13 protein-coding genes and 1 tRNA gene are annotated in these 17788 nt (G+C 72.0%); 6 read left to right on the plus strand and 8 right to left on the minus strand.

Annotated features, from left to right (window positions below):
• A partial coding sequence (locus NBZ85_RS06405) for a hypothetical protein (protein WP_261561645.1) occupies window positions 1-231 on the minus strand: 231 nt, incomplete at its 3' end.
• A gap of 475 nt (window positions 232-706) precedes the next feature.
• On the opposite strand from NBZ85_RS06405, the gene NBZ85_RS06410 reads away from it, so the two are divergent.
• A complete protein-coding gene (locus NBZ85_RS06410) occupies window positions 707-4045 on the plus strand; it encodes a UvrD-helicase domain-containing protein (RefSeq protein ID WP_261561646.1) in 3339 nt (1112 codons plus the stop codon).
• 17 nt (window positions 4046-4062) lie between these two features.
• Here the strand turns inward: NBZ85_RS06410 and NBZ85_RS06415 are convergent, their stop codons facing one another.
• Window positions 4063-4917 (minus strand): class I SAM-dependent methyltransferase, encoded by an 855-nt coding sequence (locus tag NBZ85_RS06415; protein ID WP_261561647.1) that lies wholly within the window; start codon window positions 4915-4917, stop codon window positions 4063-4065.
• 506 nt (window positions 4918-5423) lie between these two features.
• Here NBZ85_RS06415 and NBZ85_RS06420 point away from each other — a divergent pair.
• The gene (locus NBZ85_RS06420) at window positions 5424-6737 is read left to right on the plus strand and encodes an aminotransferase class I/II-fold pyridoxal phosphate-dependent enzyme (protein WP_261556291.1); all 1314 of its coding nucleotides are present in this window, start codon (window positions 5424-5426) and stop codon (window positions 6735-6737) included.
• A 33-nt stretch (window positions 6738-6770) separates the two neighbouring features.
• On the opposite strand, the gene aat is transcribed toward NBZ85_RS06420, so the two are convergent.
• Window positions 6771-7607, minus strand: a complete 837-nt coding sequence (gene aat, locus NBZ85_RS06425; protein WP_261556290.1) for a leucyl/phenylalanyl-tRNA--protein transferase — start codon at window positions 7605-7607, stop codon at window positions 6771-6773.
• Complete coding sequence (locus NBZ85_RS06430; protein WP_261561648.1) at window positions 7598-10048, minus strand: putative bifunctional diguanylate cyclase/phosphodiesterase; 2451 nt, start codon at window positions 10046-10048, stop codon at window positions 7598-7600. Before NBZ85_RS06430 ends, aat begins: the two co-directional genes overlap by 10 nt.
• A gap of 835 nt (window positions 10049-10883) precedes the next feature.
• On the opposite strand from NBZ85_RS06430, the gene NBZ85_RS06435 reads away from it, so the two are divergent.
• Together NBZ85_RS06435 and NBZ85_RS06440 are read left to right on the plus strand one after the other, a co-directional pair.
• A complete protein-coding gene (locus NBZ85_RS06435) occupies window positions 10884-11042 on the plus strand; it encodes a hypothetical protein (protein WP_261556288.1) in 159 nt (52 codons plus the stop codon).
• A gap of 289 nt (window positions 11043-11331) precedes the next feature.
• Window positions 11332-13074, plus strand: a complete 1743-nt coding sequence (locus NBZ85_RS06440; RefSeq protein ID WP_261561649.1) for a helix-turn-helix domain-containing protein — start codon at window positions 11332-11334, stop codon at window positions 13072-13074.
• Window positions 13075-13086: 12 nt separating this feature from the next.
• Here NBZ85_RS06440 and NBZ85_RS06445 read toward each other — a convergent pair whose 3' ends face one another.
• The gene (locus tag NBZ85_RS06445; protein WP_261561650.1) at window positions 13087-14019 is read right to left on the minus strand and encodes a M56 family metallopeptidase; all 933 of its coding nucleotides are present in this window, start codon (window positions 14017-14019) and stop codon (window positions 13087-13089) included.
• A 49-nt stretch (window positions 14020-14068) separates the two neighbouring features.
• Window positions 14069-14485, minus strand: coding sequence for a BlaI/MecI/CopY family transcriptional regulator (locus NBZ85_RS06450; RefSeq protein ID WP_261561651.1), 417 nt, complete (start codon window positions 14483-14485; stop codon window positions 14069-14071).
• A gap of 142 nt (window positions 14486-14627) precedes the next feature.
• Here NBZ85_RS06450 and NBZ85_RS06455 point away from each other — a divergent pair, with 142 nt between their 5' ends.
• The gene (locus NBZ85_RS06455) at window positions 14628-15167 is read left to right on the plus strand and encodes a DUF2231 domain-containing protein (protein WP_261556284.1); all 540 of its coding nucleotides are present in this window, start codon (window positions 14628-14630) and stop codon (window positions 15165-15167) included.
• Here the strand turns inward: NBZ85_RS06455 and NBZ85_RS06460 are convergent.
• On the minus strand, window positions 15139-15960 hold the full coding sequence (locus tag NBZ85_RS06460; protein WP_261556295.1) for a DUF2127 domain-containing protein: 822 nt from the start codon (window positions 15958-15960) through the stop codon (window positions 15139-15141). The genes NBZ85_RS06455 and NBZ85_RS06460 overlap by 29 nt on opposite strands.
• Before the next feature lie 1267 nt (window positions 15961-17227).
• Window positions 17228-17299, minus strand: a tRNA-Arg gene (locus NBZ85_RS06465).
• A gap of 74 nt (window positions 17300-17373) precedes the next feature.
• Here NBZ85_RS06465 and NBZ85_RS06470 point away from each other — a divergent pair.
• Window positions 17374-17760 (plus strand): response regulator transcription factor, encoded by a 387-nt coding sequence (locus NBZ85_RS06470; protein ID WP_261554299.1) that lies wholly within the window; start codon window positions 17374-17376, stop codon window positions 17758-17760.
• Window positions 17761-17788: the final 28 nt, after the last annotated feature.

The following is a 17788-nucleotide window of genomic DNA, read 5'->3' on the forward strand; positions in this document are numbered from 1 at the left end:
GGGCAGCGCGGCGGCGGCGGGGGCGGTCAGCAGGACCTCGCCGGCGCCGGCATGCTCCGACAGGGCGACGCCGGCGGGGATGTCGGCGAGCCAGATGGTGAGCGGGTGCTCGTCGACGGTGCGCACCCGCTCGGAGCGCGCCACCGCGACCTCGTGCAGGAAGCGCACCAGCCGGTGGCAGCGGTCGGCCAGCGCGGCCCGCTGCTCGGCGTCGGCGTGGCGTGCCGTCACCGGGTCACCCACCGTGCGCCCGTCGCGCCGGCGGCGGGCCGGGCGCGCCGCCCGTCGGGTGCCATCCGCCGTCCCTCCCGCCTCTGCGCTCTCCGCGTCGCCGCAATCCGACCGGAACGCCGCGATCTACGAATAATGACGGCTGCTCCCGACGGGCGGCGGGCCGGGGGTGATGGACTGCTGTGGTCTCAGCGGTCATGAGAATTCTTCGGCGGTCTACGGGCTGGTGATCGACCGTGATGTGAACGCAACCGTGATGTGAACGCAGCAGTCAATCTGCGTCACCTCGTCGCAGGAAGTACGTCGGAGACGGTGAACGCCCGCGAAGCCGGCCGTCGCGACCCACCGGCGGCCGGCGACCGTGGATGGAACATGGTCTCGGTGTTTGCCTGCCGTTGGCCAGTCGGCGCTCGAGGTCGCTCCCTCGGCGTGCCGCCGCCGGCCGCCGGGCGCGGATGCGACAACATACGCATCCGTGAGGTCACGGTTCTATGCTGATTTGCACATTCACTCCCGGTACTCACGGGCCTGCAGCCGGGACTGCGACCTGGAGCACCTGGCCTGGTGGGCGGCGCGCAAGGGTATCGCCGTCGTCGGCACCGGAGACTTCACTCACCCCGCGTGGTCGCAGGAACTCGCCGAGAAGCTCGTTCCGGCCGAGCCTGGCCTGTTCCGGCTGCGGCCCGACCTGGAGCGCGAGGTGCTGCGCACGCTGCCGGCCTCGTGCCGGACGGTGACCCGTTTCATGATCTCCAGTGAGATCTCCACGATCTACAAACGGGGGGATCGGACCCGCAAGGTCCATCACCTGCTCTACGCGCCGACCCGGGAGGCCGCCGGGGCCATCACCGCGGCGCTCGCCCGTATCGGCAACCTGGCCGCGGACGGGCGGCCCATCCTCGGCCTGGACTCCCGCGACCTGTTGGAGATCACCCTGGCCGGCGGGCCCGGCTGCTACCTCGTGCCGGCGCACGTGTGGACCCCGTGGTTCGCCGTGCTGGGTTCCAAGTCCGGCTTCGACGCCGTCGAGGACTGCTACGTCGACCTCGCCGACGAGATCTTCGCCCTGGAGACCGGGCTGTCCGCCGACCCGGAGATGTTCTGGCGGATCTCCGGCCTTGACCGCTACCGCCTGGTCAGCAACTCCGACGCCCACTCGCCGCCCATGCTCGGCCGGGAAGCGACGGCCTTCACCTGCGAGCTGGACTACTTCGCCATCGAGGCGGCGCTGCGCGGCGGGGACGGGTTCGCCGGGACGATCGAGTTCTTCCCCGAGGAAGGCAAGTACCACCTCGACGGGCACCGCAAGTGCGGGGTGTGCCTGACCCCGGAGCAGACCCGCCAGGCCGGCGGGCGCTGCCCGACCTGCGGTGGCCTGCTGACTGTGGGCGTGCTCAACCGGGTCCAGGCGTTGGCCGATCGGGGGGCGGGCGTGCGCCCCGCGACGGCCGCCGAGGTCACCTCGCTGGTGCCGCTGCCGGAGGTCGTCGGGGAGATCCTCGGGGTGGGACCGAAGAGCAAGGCTGTCGCGGGACAGGTCACCTCGTTGGTGTCCCGGCTCGGCCCGGAGCTCGGCATCCTCGCCGACGTCCCGGCATCGGCGATCGCGGATGTGGGCTCGGCCGAACTGGTCGAGGCGATCTCCCGGCTGCGGCGCGGCGAGGTGATCCGCCAGGCCGGCTTCGACGGTGAGTACGGCGTCATCCGGCTGTTCGAACCGCGTGAGCTCGCCGGAGACGGCGGCACCCTGTTCGACCTCGCCCCGTCCGCTCCCGTCCAGCCGTCCGCTCCCGCCCAGCCGTCCGGGGCCGACCCGTCGCTGGATGAGGCGCTCGCCGCGTACGGCGAACCGGCCGGCGGCGGGGATCCGTCGGTGCTCGACGGCCTGGACCCGGACCAGCGACGGGCGGCGGCGCATCCGGCCGGCCCGCTGCTCGTCCTCGCCGGTCCCGGGACCGGCAAGACCCGCACGCTGGTGCACGCGATCGCGCATCGGGTGGCCGAGCGCGACGTGCCCGCCGAGCAGTGCCTGGCGGTGACGTTCACCCGGCGGGCGGCGGGGGAGCTCACCGAGCGGCTCGACGCGATGCTGGGCGCGCGGGCCCGCCGGGTGCTCGCGACGACGTTCCACGGCCTGGGGCTGACGATCGTCCGCGAGCAGCACGAGCGGCTGGCGCGGGGCGCGCAGGTCCAGGTCGCCGACGACGCCGTGCGGGCGGAGCTGCTCGACGCCGCGCTGCACGGCGAGGGCGACGCCCGCGCGCGGCGCCGGGTGTCGGCCGGCCTCGCCGAGCTCAAGCGGCTACGGGCCCTCGGCCAGGCCCAGCGCGACCACGACCTGGTCGGCGTCCTCGCCCGCTACGACGCCGAGCTGCGGGAACGGGACATGGTCGACCTCGACGACCTCATCGTGCTGCCGCTGACCCTGCTGCGCTCCACCCCGGACCTGGTCGAGCACTACCGGGCCCGGTGGCGCCATGTCTGGGTCGACGAGTATCAGGACACCGACGAGCTTCAGTACCGGCTGCTGGAGCTGCTGTGCCCGCCGACGGGAAACCTGTGCGTGATCGGCGACCCGGACCAGGCGATCTACAGCTTCCGCGGTGCCGACGTCGGCTTCTTCCTGCGGTTCGAGCAGGACTACCCGGGGGCGCGCACGGTCGCGCTCACCCGCGGCTACCGGTCGACCCGCACGATCGTGCGGGCGGCCCTCGATGTGATTGCCCCGGCGACCCTGGTGCCAGGCCGGACGCTGACCGCGGTGCGGGGCGCCGAAGGGGACGGCCCGGTGCTGCTGCGGCGCTACCGCAGTGAGGCGGAGGAGGCCATCGCGGTCGTCGACACCATCGACGCGGCGCTCGGCGGAACCTCCTTCCACGCGCTCGATTCCGGGGTGGACGGGTCGGTGGAGGCGGGCCTGTCGTTCGCGGACATCGCGGTGCTCTACCGGACCACCCGTCAGGCAGATCCGATCATGGAAGCGTTGGCGAAGCGGGGATTCCCCTTCCAACGCCGTTCTCACCTTCCGCTGGCCGACGCCCCGGCGGTCGCCGCCCTGCTGGCGCTGTTGCGCGCGGCGTCCGGCGCCCATCCGGGTGGGCCCGCGTCGGGGCCCGCGGCCGGCACGGCCGGTGCAGCGGGTGCGGTGGGCGGGCGAACGGTGTCCGCGCTGCTACGCGATGCGGCGGTGCGGGCGGTCGAGCTGGCGGCCGCGCTCGGCACCGAACTGGGCGCGCCGATGCCGGCGGGGTTCGCGGGCTTCCCGGGCGGACGGGTGCCGACCGAGGCCGAGCTGCGGCTCGCGGTGGAGCTGCTCTCGCCCGCCGCGGCCGCCGCCGGGACCGACCTGGAAGGCTTCCTCACCTCGGTCACGATGGCCAGCGAGGTCGACGGGCTCGACCCGCGGGCGGACCGCGTCAGCCTGCTCACCCTGCACGCGAGCAAGGGCCTGGAGTTCGGTCTGGTCTTCATCGTCGGCTGTGAGGACGGGCTGCTGCCGATGCGCTTCGGGGCCGCCCGCCGTGCATCCGCGGCCGGTGGCGAACAGACGCTGCCGGGGGAAGCGGACCCGGCCGCGGCGGCGTTGCTCGCCGAGGCCGAGGAACGACGGCTGTTCTTCGTGGGCGTCACCCGGGCGCGCCACCGGCTGATCCTGACCTCCGCGGCGCGTCGCCGCCCCGGAGCCGACACCGAGACCCGGCCCTCGCCGTTCCTCGCCGACATCGGCCCGGCGCTGCTGTCGACGGAGCAGGCCGCGAGCGCGCGGCAGCGGGCCCGCCGGCCGCCGGTGGGCCAACAGCTCAGGCTCATCTGAGCCCTGAGTCCTGGGCCTCAGCGCTTGCGCAGCACCATCGCGAGGTTCCAGGTGACGATCTCGCGGGCGCCGGGCACCTTCAGGATCACCTTCGCCCAGTCCGGCAGGTAACGCGGCAGCGCGTCGAGGATCTCGACGTCGGTGCGGTGGCGCGCCCAGGACAGGGTGTCGGCGACCGACACCGGGAACAGCGTCCGGCCGTAGATGTTCTTCGGTGCCTGGCCCTTGCGGCGCTCGAAGCGGGCCGCCGCCCGATCGCCGCCGAGGTAGTGCCACGGCGCCGTCTCGTGGCCGCCCCAGGGCGACAGCCAGTTGGTGTAGCTGAGGAAGATCAGCCCGCCGGGGCGGGTGACCCGGACCAGCTCCGAGCACATCCGCCACGGGTCGGGGACGTGCTCCAGCACGTTGGACGTGTAGCACAGGTCGACGCTGCCGGACAGGAACGGCAGGTCCAACGCACTGCCCCGGACCCGGCCGGGAACCTCGATGCCTCCGGCCTCCATCTCCGAGACGTCCGGCTCGACCCAGACGTAGCGGGCACCGGCGTCGAGGAACGCCGAGCGGAAGTAGCCCGGGCCGCCGCCGACGTCCAGCACGAGCTGGTCGGTCAGGGAGGTGTACCGCATGAGCTGGCGGACGGAGTCCGCAGCGATCAACGAGTAGAACCCCGCCGGGTCGACGGGCTCCTTGCGGTGCGCGAGGAAGAGGGTCTTCGACCGGGCGAGGCCCCAACCGGAGTACGGCAGCGTGCGTACGAGGGGGACCTCGCCGTCCGGGATGCCGTCCGGGGTGCCGTCCGGGCCGGTCAGGGGCGCCGCGCTCGCCGTTGTGGGCTCGGCGGAAGTCGCCGCGGATGCCGCCGTGTCAGACATGGCGGGGACAATAACACCCCTGCCGTGGGGGTCCGTCCGCCGCGGGCAGGGGTCGATCGGTGCCTCGCCCGCCGCGGTCCGGGCGGTCCTGGCGGTGCGGAACGGAACCCCACGGCCCGGCTGGCCCGGATGGGTGAGGCGGCCCCGAGCAGGGCGGGTTGCGCTGTCCTCGGCGTATCGCCGTGCGCGTCGGGTGCGGAGGCCGGAGCAACTCGCTACGTGTTTGCCCAGCTAGTGCGCTATTTGTGGAATCGACGGGTCTGCCGGTTTATCGTTTAACTGTTCAACGTTCCCTTGGTTCCGTTGGTATCTCCTCGTTCCCTGACCCCGGCGACGTGTGTTTCCGGTGAACCCAAGGATGGGTGATGGTAGTGGCGCGCCCGACCAGTCAGTCGAATCCGACGAATTTCCAGAAACTCGGATCTCCGCAGCATTCTGTGCTATTTGTGATCATCGGACCAGGCTTCCCGATCGCTTCGAGCCCTCGACCGGCCAGGTAGGGCGGGATGTCGCAGACCTTTGAAACCCTGGGCCGACCCCTGCCACCTGCGTCGAGTGCATTCTCCCCGGCCTGGCGGCACGTGCTTGATCGGCCACTGGGTATCCGCGCGGAACTCGACCGCCTGCGCCGTCACGCTCCCTTTTATGACGCTACGGTCGACGAGATCGACGGTCGCCGGATACGGATCGGTGATCACTGGCTCACCGATTTCGCCTCCTGTAACTATCTGGGACTCGATCTCGACCGGGAGATCATCGAAGCGGTGCCGGCGTACCTGGACCTCTGGGGAACACATCCGAGCTGGTCGCGGTTGATTGCCAGCCCACGCCCGTATGACGACATCGAGCGAACGCTGGCGGAGCTGCTCGGTGCCGAGGACGCACTGCTGCTGCCGACCATCACGCATATCCAGCATTCGGTGCTGCCGGCGCTGGTCGGCCGGGGCGCGCTGTTCGTCGAGCTGCACGCCCACCAGACCGCCCATGACGGGGGCGCGATGGTCGCCAGCCGCGGCGGGACCGTCGCGCGGTTCCGCGAGGACCGGCTCGACCGGCTGGAGCGGCTGCTGCGCGCGGCCCCCCATCCCCGGGTCATCTGCGTCGACGGGGTGCACAGCATGACGGGTAACGGGCCGCCTCTCGACGAGCTCCTCCCGCTCGCGCGCGCCCACGACGCGCTGCTCTACGTCGACGACGCGCACGGCTTCGGTGTCGTCGGGGAGCGTGGTCCCGACGAGTCGAGCCCCTACGGCAGCCGCGGCAACGGCATCGTGCGCCATCTCGGCGCCGGTTACGACAATCTGGTGCTTGTCGGTGGGTTCTCCAAGGCGTACTCGTCGCTGCTCGCGTTCGTCGCCTGCCCGACGGAGGTGAAGGAGTACCTGAAGTCCACCGCCGCGCCGTACATCTTCTCCGGTCCGTCGCCGGTTGCGTCGCTGGCGACGGGCCTGGTCGGGCTGCGGGTCAACGAACGGCGCGGCGAGGCGCTGCGGGCCAGGCTGTACCGGCTGACCAGCCGGTTCCTCGACGGGCTGCGCGGGCTGGGCCTGGGAACGCTCAACACCAGCGGGTTCCCGATCGTCGAGATCCCGCTGCTGGATGCGGACAACGCCGACCCGCTGGGTCGCTTCCTGTACGAGCGCGGGGTCTTCGCCTCGGTGGTGCCCTTCCCCGTCGTCCCCCGCGACCAGGTCGGGGTGCGTGTGCAGATCACCGCCGCGAACACCGACGACGAGATCGACCACCTGCTCGCCGTCCTCGCCGAGGCCGGCGCCCGCTTCCCGCTGGTTGCTGCGACCGGCGGGCCCGGTCTCGGCTGAGGCCGTCCGCAGGCGGGTGGTCCCGGCGGCCGGTCAGCCCGCGGGTGGCACGAGGCGGGCGACGGGCCGCCGGTCGCGGTCAAGCCGGACGTCGGCGTCGCGCACCCGGGCCAGCACCGTGAGGTAGTCGGCCCGGGGGATCTCCAGCGCGCCGAGGGAGACGAGGTGGTCCGTCGTCATCTGGACGTCCAGCAGCACGCCCCCGGCGGCGGCGAAGCGCGCGTCGAAGTCGGCGAGGGCGACCTTCGAGGCGTCGGTGCGGGTGTGGAACATCGACTCGCCGGCGAACACACCGCCGACCCCCACCCCGTAGACGCCGCCGACGAGCTCGTCGCCGTCCCAGACCTCCAGGCTGTGCGCCCATCCCAGGGTGTGCAGCCGCGTGTAGCCGTCGATCAGCTCGTCGGTGATCCAACCCGACGTTCCGTCCCGCTGACAGCCGCGGACCACCTCGACGAAGGACTCATCGACGGTCGTCGTCCACCCGCAGGTGCGCAACCGCTTGCGCAGCGACCGGTTCACCCGCACCCCGCGGGTGGGGATCACCGCCCGCGGGTCGGGGCTCCACCAGGGCAGGTCGTAGCCGCCGGAACGGTCGGGGGACAGATGGTGCACCCGGCGCGCGGCGACGGCGGCCCGCAGCAGGTCACGCAGGCCGCCCACCCCGGCCGGTGCCGGTTCGTCGGCGTCCTTGCCCGCCGGTTCCTCCCCGGTGGGCCACGGAAACGCTCCCGCCCGGTAGGCGCCGACCAACGTCGCCGGGTCCAGCGTGCCGCCGACCGCGACCGGCGCCCGCCCGGGGCTGCGCAGCAGCGAGAAGCCGTCCCACACGGTGGGGCCCACCGCGCGAGGGGGCGCGGTCACCGCCACGGGCGGCCCGCCGGCGTCGAGCCGGGGCCCACCGCAGTGTTGTGCACGGCACCCTCCATCGTCGGGGCGCGCTCGCCGGTGCGGCATGCCCCTCGGTCGGCCACCGGGTCGTAGGCCGCATCCCGGTCGCTCGCCTCGCGGGGCATCGCGAACCCCGCCGCCTCCTGCGCCGCGCTGTCCAGATCGATCGTGCCAGCCGGCGGCGCCTGTTGCCGGAGTTGTTCGGTAACTTGCTCGGACGGGCCGGGTTCGCCGAGGAAGTAGCCCTGGGCGAGGTCGCAGCCGACGTCGCGCAGCATCCGCACCGCCGCCGCGGTCTCCACCCCCTCGACGACGATCCGTAGGCCGAGCGCGTGCGCCAGACCCACGGTGGACCGCACGATCGCTTCGGCCCGGCTGTCGTCCTCCACCCGCTGGATGAACGACTTGTCGAGCTTGAGCACGTTCACCGGCAGCTCGAGCAGCCGCGCCAGCGACGAGTAGCCGGTGCCGTAGTCGTCGACGGCGATGCCGACGCCGAGCGCCCGCAGCTTCCGCAGGACGGTGGCCGACCGTACCCGGTCGAGCATGAGCGTCGTCTCGGTGATCTCCAGTTCCAGCGCGGTCGGGCTCAGGCCGAAGCCGGCGAGCATCCCGCTGACCTGGTCGGGGAAGTCGCGGTCGAGCAGGTCGGAGGCGGACAGGTTGACCGCGACGGCGATGTCGAGACCGGCGGCGTGCCAGCGTCGGGCCTGGTCGAGCGCGGTGTGCAGCACCTCGATTGTCAGCATCCGCATGATCCCGGCCTGCTCGGCCAGCGGGACGAACTCCTCCGGGCCGAGCAGGCCCCGGGTCGGGTGCCGCCAGCGGACGAGGGCCTCGACGGCGTCCGTCCGTCCGGAGCTGAGATCGACCTTGACCTGGTAGTACACCTCCAACTGGCCGGTGCCGAGGGCGGCCCGTAGCGATTCGATCATGTCCAGTCGGACGAGGCTGTTCACGTCAGCGCCCGGCCGGTAGGACTCCACCCCGGTGCGGCGCGATTTTGCCGCGTACATCGCCACGTCGGCGCGTTGCAGCAGGGTGTGGGCATCCTGGGCATGGTCGGGGTAGACCGCCGCGCCGATGCTCGCGCCCACGTGCAGCGTCACCCCCCCGACGTCGAAGGGATCGGCGAGGACGGTCAGCACCCGGTCGGCTACCCGGCGGGCGGCGTCGACGTCGGCGTGTTCGAGCAGCACGGCAAACTCGTCGCCGCCGAGGCGGGCGTGCAGGTCCCCCGGGCGCAGGGCGTGGGAGATGCGCGTGCCGACCTGTGTCAGCAGCGTGTCCCCTACCTGGTGGCCCAGCGAGTCGTTGATCTCCTTGAACCGGTCGAGGTCGAGGAGCAGCAGGGCGAAGGTGTCCGGCCCGGTGGTGTGCTGCTCGGCCCGGGTCAGCCGCTCGATGAAGCCACGGCGGTTGGCCAGGCCGGTCAGGTCGTCGGTGCGGGCCAGCACCTTGCTCTCCGCGAGTTGCTGGACCTCGATGAAGGTGAAGGCCGCGCGGGCGAGGGCGGACAGCACCGTCGCCGCGGCGAGTGCCACGGTGACCGCCGGCAGATCGAGCGTGGCGCCGAGCACCAGCAGGCCCAGCGCGACCGTCGCGAGCACCAGCGGCACGGCGATGACGCCCCAGCCGGACATCTTCGCCGGCGGCTGCCAGCGCGGGCGCAGCCAGGACGCCAATGCCGGCATGAGCACCGAGAGCAGCCACAGGCTGGACAGCACGCCGCTCGCCGGGCTGTGCCCGGCGATGACGAGCACGAGTAGCAGCGAGTCGGCCAGGGCGAAGCTCATCAGCCCGGCGCCCAGCAGCCACCACACCCGCCCCGGGCGCCAACCGAGCAGCCCGAACACGGTGACGACGAGCAGGATCAGCAGCAGATCCGCCAGCGGGTAGATGACGTTGACGATCATCGTCCACGCGCTGTACTCGGGGTTGGCCCGCGCCATCCCCACTCCGATGCCGCTGGTCAGCGCGGCCACCCCGAGCACCCCGACGATCGCGTCCAGCCAGATGCTGCGGTGCAGCCGCACCAGCCGCCGACGCAGCAGCAGGATCACGGCGACATAGCAGGCCGGGTAGAACAGCAGCCAGGCGAGATCCGCCAGCGACGGCTGGATGTTGTCGCTCTGCGGATCCAGGGCGACGTTGTGATAGATCGTCCCACAGCCGTAACTGATCAGCCCGGCTCCGAGCAGTGCCCATGGGGCGCGCTCGCCGCGGATGAGGACGGCCCGGGACACGCAGATCAGGCCGGAGCCGATGGCGACGCCGCACCTCAGCGACTGGGCCTCGTCGCCGACGCGCGGCATGTCCACGAACGAGGCGACGGACAGGGCGAGCGTGGCGAGTATGAGGAGGAGCTGGGCGATCCGTACCAGGCGGAATCGGCGTGGGGGAGGTGGCGATATGGTCATCCGGTCATCCCCCCGCCGGATGTTGCGTGCGGACCCGCGAGTCGGGACCGCGGTTGCGGACCGGTGCGGTGGGCGTGCGTGAGCCGGTGGAGCGCCCGTTGCGACGCGCTGCCCGCCGTATCGAACGCCGGGCGCGGACCGGACCGCGTGACCGCCCCCGTCGGCCTGGGCTCCGCCCCGGAGCCCGGCCGCTGGTCACGGGACGTGACCGCCTGTCGGGTGGACGGAGCGTTGCCATGATCTGCGCGCAAAAGGGTACGAATACCCCGGAGCTCTCGCCACCCGGGCCCCCAGCGGCCGCCCTGGCGGCTACCGGACGGAACATGCCTGGATTGTCGTACATCCAGGTTTCCCGGCATAACGGGTGGAAGTCCGTCGCGGGATGGCTGTGGTGATGTTGGGTCTGGTGGGCGTATCCGGCGAGGATGCGGTTACAATTGCGACTCTCCGTGTACGGATGTGGTGACTCTGGTCACGCGCGGGATCTTCTCCGCTGTCCTCGGGCGCACTCGTAAAGATCATCAGGACGCTCGGCGTGCTCTCTGGCGGTCGGGCCCGGCTCGGCATCGGGGCGATCTGGTACGAGGCTGAGGCGGCTGGCCCGGCCGCTCAACTCGCCCCAGGCGCTCGCCCGGCCGCATCCGCCCATCCTGATCGGCTGCGGCGAACGGAAGACGCCCCGGCTGGCGGTCCGGTACGCCAAGGCGGGAAATCCCTTCCGGGCCGGAGCTGCCGCGCAGGCGCGATGTCCTGCGGGCGTACTGCGAGACCGAGGGGCGGGATTACGGTGAAATCCTGAAGACCACGACCTGTTCTTGTGGCGTCGGTCCGAACGGTGAGCGGGTCGAAAGAATTCTCGACGACCTGGGTCGGTTGGCCGAACTCGGCGGCCAGGCGATCCTCGGCCGTGCGGGACGTGTGGCGGCTCGAACCGCTGCGCATCCCCGGCAAGCGAGTGACCCCGCTCGCGGCGGAGCTCGGCGCCGCGGCCTGAGGACGGGCTGTGGGTGGTGCCGACCAGCACCCGGAGTGCGGCACCCCGGCCGGGGACTTCCCGTCCATCCCGGCGGAGCCGCGTGACCTCGATTTCATCGCACCCCGGGCTGCCTGGCCAGGGCATCTGGGAGGCGATCTGTCGCGCGGTTCCGTAACCGGACAGGAAACGGACATCGAGGCCGAGTCTGTTCCGAATCCGGTTCCGGTTCCGTCATTCTGCCCGTTCGTCTCATCCCACTGACTATCCTGATCTCGACCCGGGGGAGATCCGAAGGAGCGGAGTCGACGTGTCGGTTGATAGGCATCCGGGATGGGCGCCGAACATTCTCCGGCGATTTCGTGAGGCGCACGGCCTGACTCAGGATGGTCTCGCCGAGCGGCTTCGGGGGCTGTCGGGAAACAACGGTTTCGTCCCGCCGGCGGCGACCGCGGAAATGATTCGCCGCCATGAGCTCGGCAAGGTTTTCCCCGGGGTCGCCTATCGGCGTGCCTACTGCCAGTTGTTCGGCGTCACGGAGCCCGAGCTGGGGTTTCGGCCGCCGCTGCCCGGAGAGACCGTCGTCGGCGGCCACGCCGGCGGGTCCGGGCCGGCGCCGGCGGACGACGCGGACGTGGATGTGGGAGTTGCCTGGTCGGGCCTGGCGGGCCACCGCTCGAAACCGTCCGGGCCGGGGCCGCCAGGGTCGGCCACCGGCGGGGATCTCCCCGGGCCTTCGGGTTCGTCTACCGGCGCGGGCACCTGGACCCGGCGCAGCAGCGAACTGCTGGCGGCCTACCTGGCCGCCGCGGTGCGGGGGATGGCGCCGGCGAGATCGGCGCCGGCGGGGCCGGCGTCGGCGGGGTCGGCTGGCGCTGGGCCCGGGACATCGTCCGGGATACCGGCGGCCCGGGGTGTCGGGCCGGCGCGGGCGCGACCGGTCCCCGCGTCCGCTGCCGTGCCGGCGACCCGACCGGCGCCGGTGGACGACTGGGATCCCGTCCGCCTCGCCCACGAGTGGCTGCTGCTGGAGCCGCCCCAGGTCGTGGAGCTCGCCGCCGGGCGGCATGTCGGCGCGGCGCTGGCCGAGAAGGTGGAGGGACGGGTCGGGCAGTTCCGCCGGCTGGACGACTACGTCGGCGGGCGCGACCTGGCCGGGCTGGTCGAACGAGAGCTCATCGGCACGGTGGCGATGCTGCGCGAGGCCGTCTACGACGCCGCGGTCGGCCGCCGGGTGCTGTCGGCGGTGGCCCAGCTCTGCCAGCTCGCCGGGTGGATCGCCGCGGACGCCGGCCGGCACGGGGCGGCGGCGCGGTTCCTCACCGGCGGGATCCGGGCCGCGCACGCCGGCGGCGACGCCGAGCTGGCCGCCAACCTGATCTCCACCCAGGCCTACCAGATGGTCAACCACGCCGACGTCCGGCAGGGAGTGCTGCTTGCGCAGACCGCCTGCGCCGGGGTTGGGCGCTCGGCGTCCGCGACCACTCGGGCATTGTTGGCCGACAGGCTGGCCTGGGCGCACGCCCGCGCCGGCGAACGGCGGGCCTGCGAGCAGGCACTCACCGTCGTCGAGCGGCTTCACGACCGCAGCGATCCGGCCGCGGATCCCGCATGGGTCTACTGGCTGGACGCCCGCGAGATCGACGTGATGGCCGGCCGCTGCTGGACCGAGCTGCGCCGTCCCGACCGAGCCGAGGCCCGGCTGCGGCACGGCCTGACCGGCTACGATCCGCTGCGGGCCCGCGAGCTTTCGCTGTACGAGACCTGGTTCGCCGAGGTCCACCTGCAACAGGGCGACGTCGAGCGGGCCTGCGCGCGAGCCATCCGCGCCGCCCGGCTCGACGCCTGGGTGAACTCCGCGCGTACGGCCGAACGGCTGCGCATGCTGGCCCGCCGGCTGGGCGGATACCGCTCCGTGCCGGCGGTGCGTGAGTTCGACGAGGTCTACCGGACGCTGCGGGAGACGGTCCCCGGCGGCGGGCACCCGCGCCAGGAATCCGCGCAGCCGGCGGGGCCGGCCGTGGCGGCGTCCGGCGGGCAGGCTGGGGACTGAGGGCTTACTCGATCAGTGGAGCAGGGCGAGGTAGTCGGTGCCGGCGTGCACCGCGGAACCGATCATCACAGCCATGAGCGCGCTCGTCGTGAGCAGGACCGTCGCGGGCACCCGGGTGGCGTGGGGCGACCCGTCGAGCAGCGCGGCCATGCGTTCGGTCACCGCGTGGTGGTGGAAACCGCAGGTGGTGGACGAGGGGGTGGCCCGGCCCGCCGGATGGGTCCCGGCGCCTTTGGCGTCCTGCAGCGTGGCCAGGGCCGCCTTCCCGAGCGCGCGGGCGAGGACGCGACGCTGCCCGGCCCCGCTCGCGGCGTGCTCGTCCGCCCAGCGTTCGCAGGCGATCTCGACGAGATCGGGCAGGCGCCGCAGCAGCGGGTCGACCGCGGCGCAGCAGGCGACGGTCATCCGCAACCAGTGATGCCCACCGATGAGATGGGCGCGCTCGTGGGCCAGGACGGCGTCGCGCTCGGCGGCGTCCAGGCAGTCGAGCAGGCCCGCGGTGATGACCACCCGGCCGCCGGTGACGCCACCGATCGCGCAGGCATCGGGCCGGCGCTGCGGCAGAACGTGGACCCTTCCGGCGGGGAGGCGTCGAACCAACCGCTCCGCCCTGATCAGGGCCAGGCCGTTGCGCATGGACGCGGCGAGCAGCATGCCCGCGCCGCAGCCCACTGCCACGACGGCTGCCAGGCCCACCGAGGACGGCGGGAGCGCGGCTGCCTGGGCGACGGTCGTCGTGCCGAGCCGGTGCGCCAGGGCCGGCACGCGGTCGACGAAGCTTGCCGCCAGCAGGCCCAGGGAGCTCATCCAGCCGGCCGCCGCGAGCACGGCGCTCGCCGTCAGCGCGGCCGGTTTCATCCGGTAGGGCAGCCTGCGGGCGAGCGCCGGTGCTCCCAACGCGATGACGACGTTGGCAAGCAGGGGAATCCAGACCATGTACCTCATCGGAACCTCTGGTGCATCCCCGGTCCGCCGGGTGGCATGCGGGCCGCTGTCATGACGGCGCATCCGAGGGCTCGTCCCCGGCTGGCGCCGCTGCTTCGTCGCGGTTCGCCGGCTCGCCCTCGGCGGCGGCCAGCAGGGCGAGGAGGGTGGCCTCGTCGTCGGCGGTGAGCCCGGCGACGAAGTGGCTGAGGACTACGGCCCGGCCGCGGCCGTCTCCGAGTAGGCCGCGCATGCGGTCGGCGAGCTGCCGGGCGGCGGCGGCGGTGGGGGTGTAGGCGTGCCCGCGCCCCGCGACCGTCCGTTCGAGCAGGCCCTTGCCGTGCAGCCGGACCAGCGTCGTCGCGACGCTCGTGTAGGCGAGGTCGTGACCGTCCCGGGTCAGCGCCTCCTGGGTCTGCGCCGGGGTGAGCGGCTCGTCGGCCTCCCACAGCACGGCGAGGACAGCCGACTCCAGCTCTCCGGCCACCCGCCGGCCGGGTCCTCTGCCACGCATGACGGCCAGTCTAGCCACTGACTACGACACCGGTAGTATTACTATCGCTGTAGTACTACATAGGTAGTTGAAGGTGTGCCGCTGCCGTGCGGCGCCAGGCCGGATCGGAGCCACGATGGGACCTACGCAGATCAACGGCCTACCGGCGCATGCACTGCTCGTGCATGTCGTCGTCGTGCTCGTGCCGCTCGCGGCGCTGCTGGTGGTGCTGTCCGCCCTCTGGCCGGCCGCCCGGCGCCGGCTCGGCGTGATCACCCCGGCGGTCGCCCTTGTCGCGCTGGTGAGCGTGCCGCTGACCACCCACGCCGGAGAATGGCTGGAGCGCCGGGTGCCCCCGGACGAGCTGGTCCACCGGCACGCCGAACTTGGCGACGGTCTGCTGCCGTGGGCCGGTGGGCTGTTCGTCCTGGCGGCCGTGGCGTGGCTGGTGGCCCGGCGGACGGCCGCGACGGTCGATGGCGGGGCGGCTGGAACGGTGGGCGGCGGGGTGGCTGCGACCGCGCGGCGTGGCGGGCTGGCGGTGACGATCGTGCTCGCGGTGCTGAGCGTCGTGGTCGCCGTCGGTTCGGTCGTGCAGATCTACCGGATCGGCGACAGCGGCGCGAAGGCCGTCTGGCACGACAGCTTCACTCCGACCCCCGGGAACGGCCGCTGACCGCCGGCGCCGCCTCAGCCGCCTCAGGTGACGAAGAGGCCTCGGCGCGGGTTGCCTGCTGGACTTCGAGCAGCGACTCGGCGTGCCGTTCCGCCTCGAAGGCTGTGGCCCCGCCGCGGACCCCGAACAGCCGCTTGCTGGCAACCAGGTAGAGCACGGCGCCAAGGTTGAGGACGAGGGCGCCGATCCGCAGCACCGTGATGCGCTCGGTGAGCTCGTAGATCTCCAGCGGCAGGAATGCGGAGGTCGCCACGACCGCGAAGTACTCGCCCCAGCGTTTGAGCAGCCACAGCCCGACCCCCTCGACGATCTGCACCGCCGCGTAGCCGAACAGCAGCACCGCCACCAGCAGCAGTGTCTGCGGCCGGGTGTAGAGCAGGTGGTGCAGGTGCTCGATCGTCGGGGAGTGGTTCAGGTCGAGGTGCAGGACGTCGGCGAGCGGCCGTGCCGCGGGCACCGCCCGGTCGAACAGCCGCTGCACGGCCTCCTCGGACCGGCGGAACCGCAGGATGGCGTAGCCGATGAGCACCATCAGCAGCGCCCGGACCAGCCGCTCCACCGCGAGCAGCCGCAGCACCGTGGCATCGCGCAGGGCCCGCCCCCGAAGCAGCACCGGCGCGTCCTGCGCGGGTCCGCCCAGCGCCGGCTCGCCGACGACGAAGTCCCCGCAGCGCAGGCACCGCCAAGCCACCCCGACGGCGGTCGTGGCTGTCAGCCGCGCCGCCAACTCGGGTTCGTCAGGCCGATAGGTGGCATGCCCCTTGCGGGCACAGGCCCGCAGCTCCCAATCCACCCGCAACCCCGCCCGATCCTTCGTCACCGCGTTTACCCGCGCGGGCCGGCGGCCGCCCGTGTTCGTCGCACGTGGGCCAGTCAGCATGTCGCCGCAGTCTCGCACCGGACTCGTCCCGTGGACCCGGCATCGACACGAATCCGACACCCGCGAGGGCCGTGACCAGACGGCCTCGGATCAACCTTGCAGCTCGGCCGCCGGTCAAACGATGGTTCGTCCGGAGAGCCGGGTTGGCGCCTGGTCACGGGAAGGTTCGTTCGTTGCATAGCTGTGGTCGGATCTGATTCGGGGCTCACGAAGGGCGCCTCATGCTCCCAGGGGCGCCGGCTCTCCGGCTCGGGGGGTGAAACGCCCTCGGAATACTCGGCAAGTTCCACGCGCAGAGCGTGCGCTTCGGCCTCCAGCTCGGCATCGATAGCGGTCCGGACGGGGAGCGGCGCTGCGACTGCGGCCTTCTCCAGATCAACCAGAGCCTCGGGCAGGAAGATCATGGCGAGTTCGTACCACAAACTGTGTGAGCCCTCGAGCAGGCGACTGCGCGCGGCGCGGTCGGTCAACGCGTCGAGATGCTCGCTCGGAAAACAAGCAAATTTGCCCTCTCCTCTGTCGTACACGCTGACCGGAACGGTTGCAAGAACGGAGACCCGGTTCAATGCATCAACAATTGGCGTGGCGAGGCTGGATCCTGTCCCGCTCGTAACGGTCGACGAAAATATGCCAGCCAATCCATGATAGGTCGCCAGTATCTGAATACTGGCCGCGGGTCGGATGCTGCGAGTAGATGGTCATGACGGCACATCCCTTCCGCCGAAGCCCAAGAGGGTATCGGCAGTTGGAAGCGATTGAGGGCCGGCGGTGGCGAAGGCGCACCCCGACGCTCCGTGCCGGGAAAAGACTCAGCGGTAGCCCAAGCGCATTCCCGGGCCCCTTGCCGGCCAAACCCATATCACATCGGAGACACTCGAACGCTCGCGGCCCCGAACCAACGATCGTGACGTGCTGATGGCTCCAGGAGACCCTCGGATGGAACGAACGTCCAACAGGATGATCGCTGCCTGAACCGGATCAGTCCCGGAGATTTGCGGCCGAACCCAGCCGACCAGATCAGGCTCATTCGGGCGACGTGCCGGCCGAATGAGCCTGATCACGCCACCGTCAGAGCGAAGCCCTAGGCCTCGCGGGGGGTTCGGGGGGATCGGCCCCCCGGCAGACATCGCGGCCCCACCGAAGGCGCCCCCAAGGGCGACGAGCATGGAAGGCCGACGCGTGCCCCCGGCAGGATTCGAACCTGCGCCACCGCCTCCGGAGGGCGGTGCTCTATCCCCTGAGCTACGGGGGCTCTGGGTCGACGCGGCATACGTTACCAGGCTGGAACACGGGATCGCGCACCCGGGTTGGCCGTAAGCTTCCGGTGTGTACCCAGCCGCCCCCCGAGTCCTCGTCGTCGACGACGACGCGGTGATACGTCAGCTCGTGGTCGTCAACCTTGAGTTGGAAGGCTTCGAGGTCCATACCGCCGTCGACGGTGTCGACGCGCTGGAGATGGTGCGTTCCGCTGCCCCGCAGGTGATCACGCTCGACATCATGATGCCGCGGATGAACGGTTGGGACGTGGCCACCCACCTGCGCGAGGATCCGTCGACCGCCGACATCAAGCTGGTCATGCTCACCGCGCGGGCGCAGGAGGCCGACGTCAAGCGCGGGGCACGCATCGGAGTGGACTACTACCTGACGAAGCCGTTCGACCCCGACGAGCTGATCACCGTCGTCCAGAAGCTCGCCGCCGGCCAGCCGGTCTAGCCGCCGGCTCACCAGGTCGCGCCGTCTG

Source organism: Frankia tisae, from assembly GCF_025403405.1.
Lineage (GTDB): Bacteria > Actinomycetota > Actinomycetes > Frankiales > Frankiaceae > Frankia > Frankia tisai.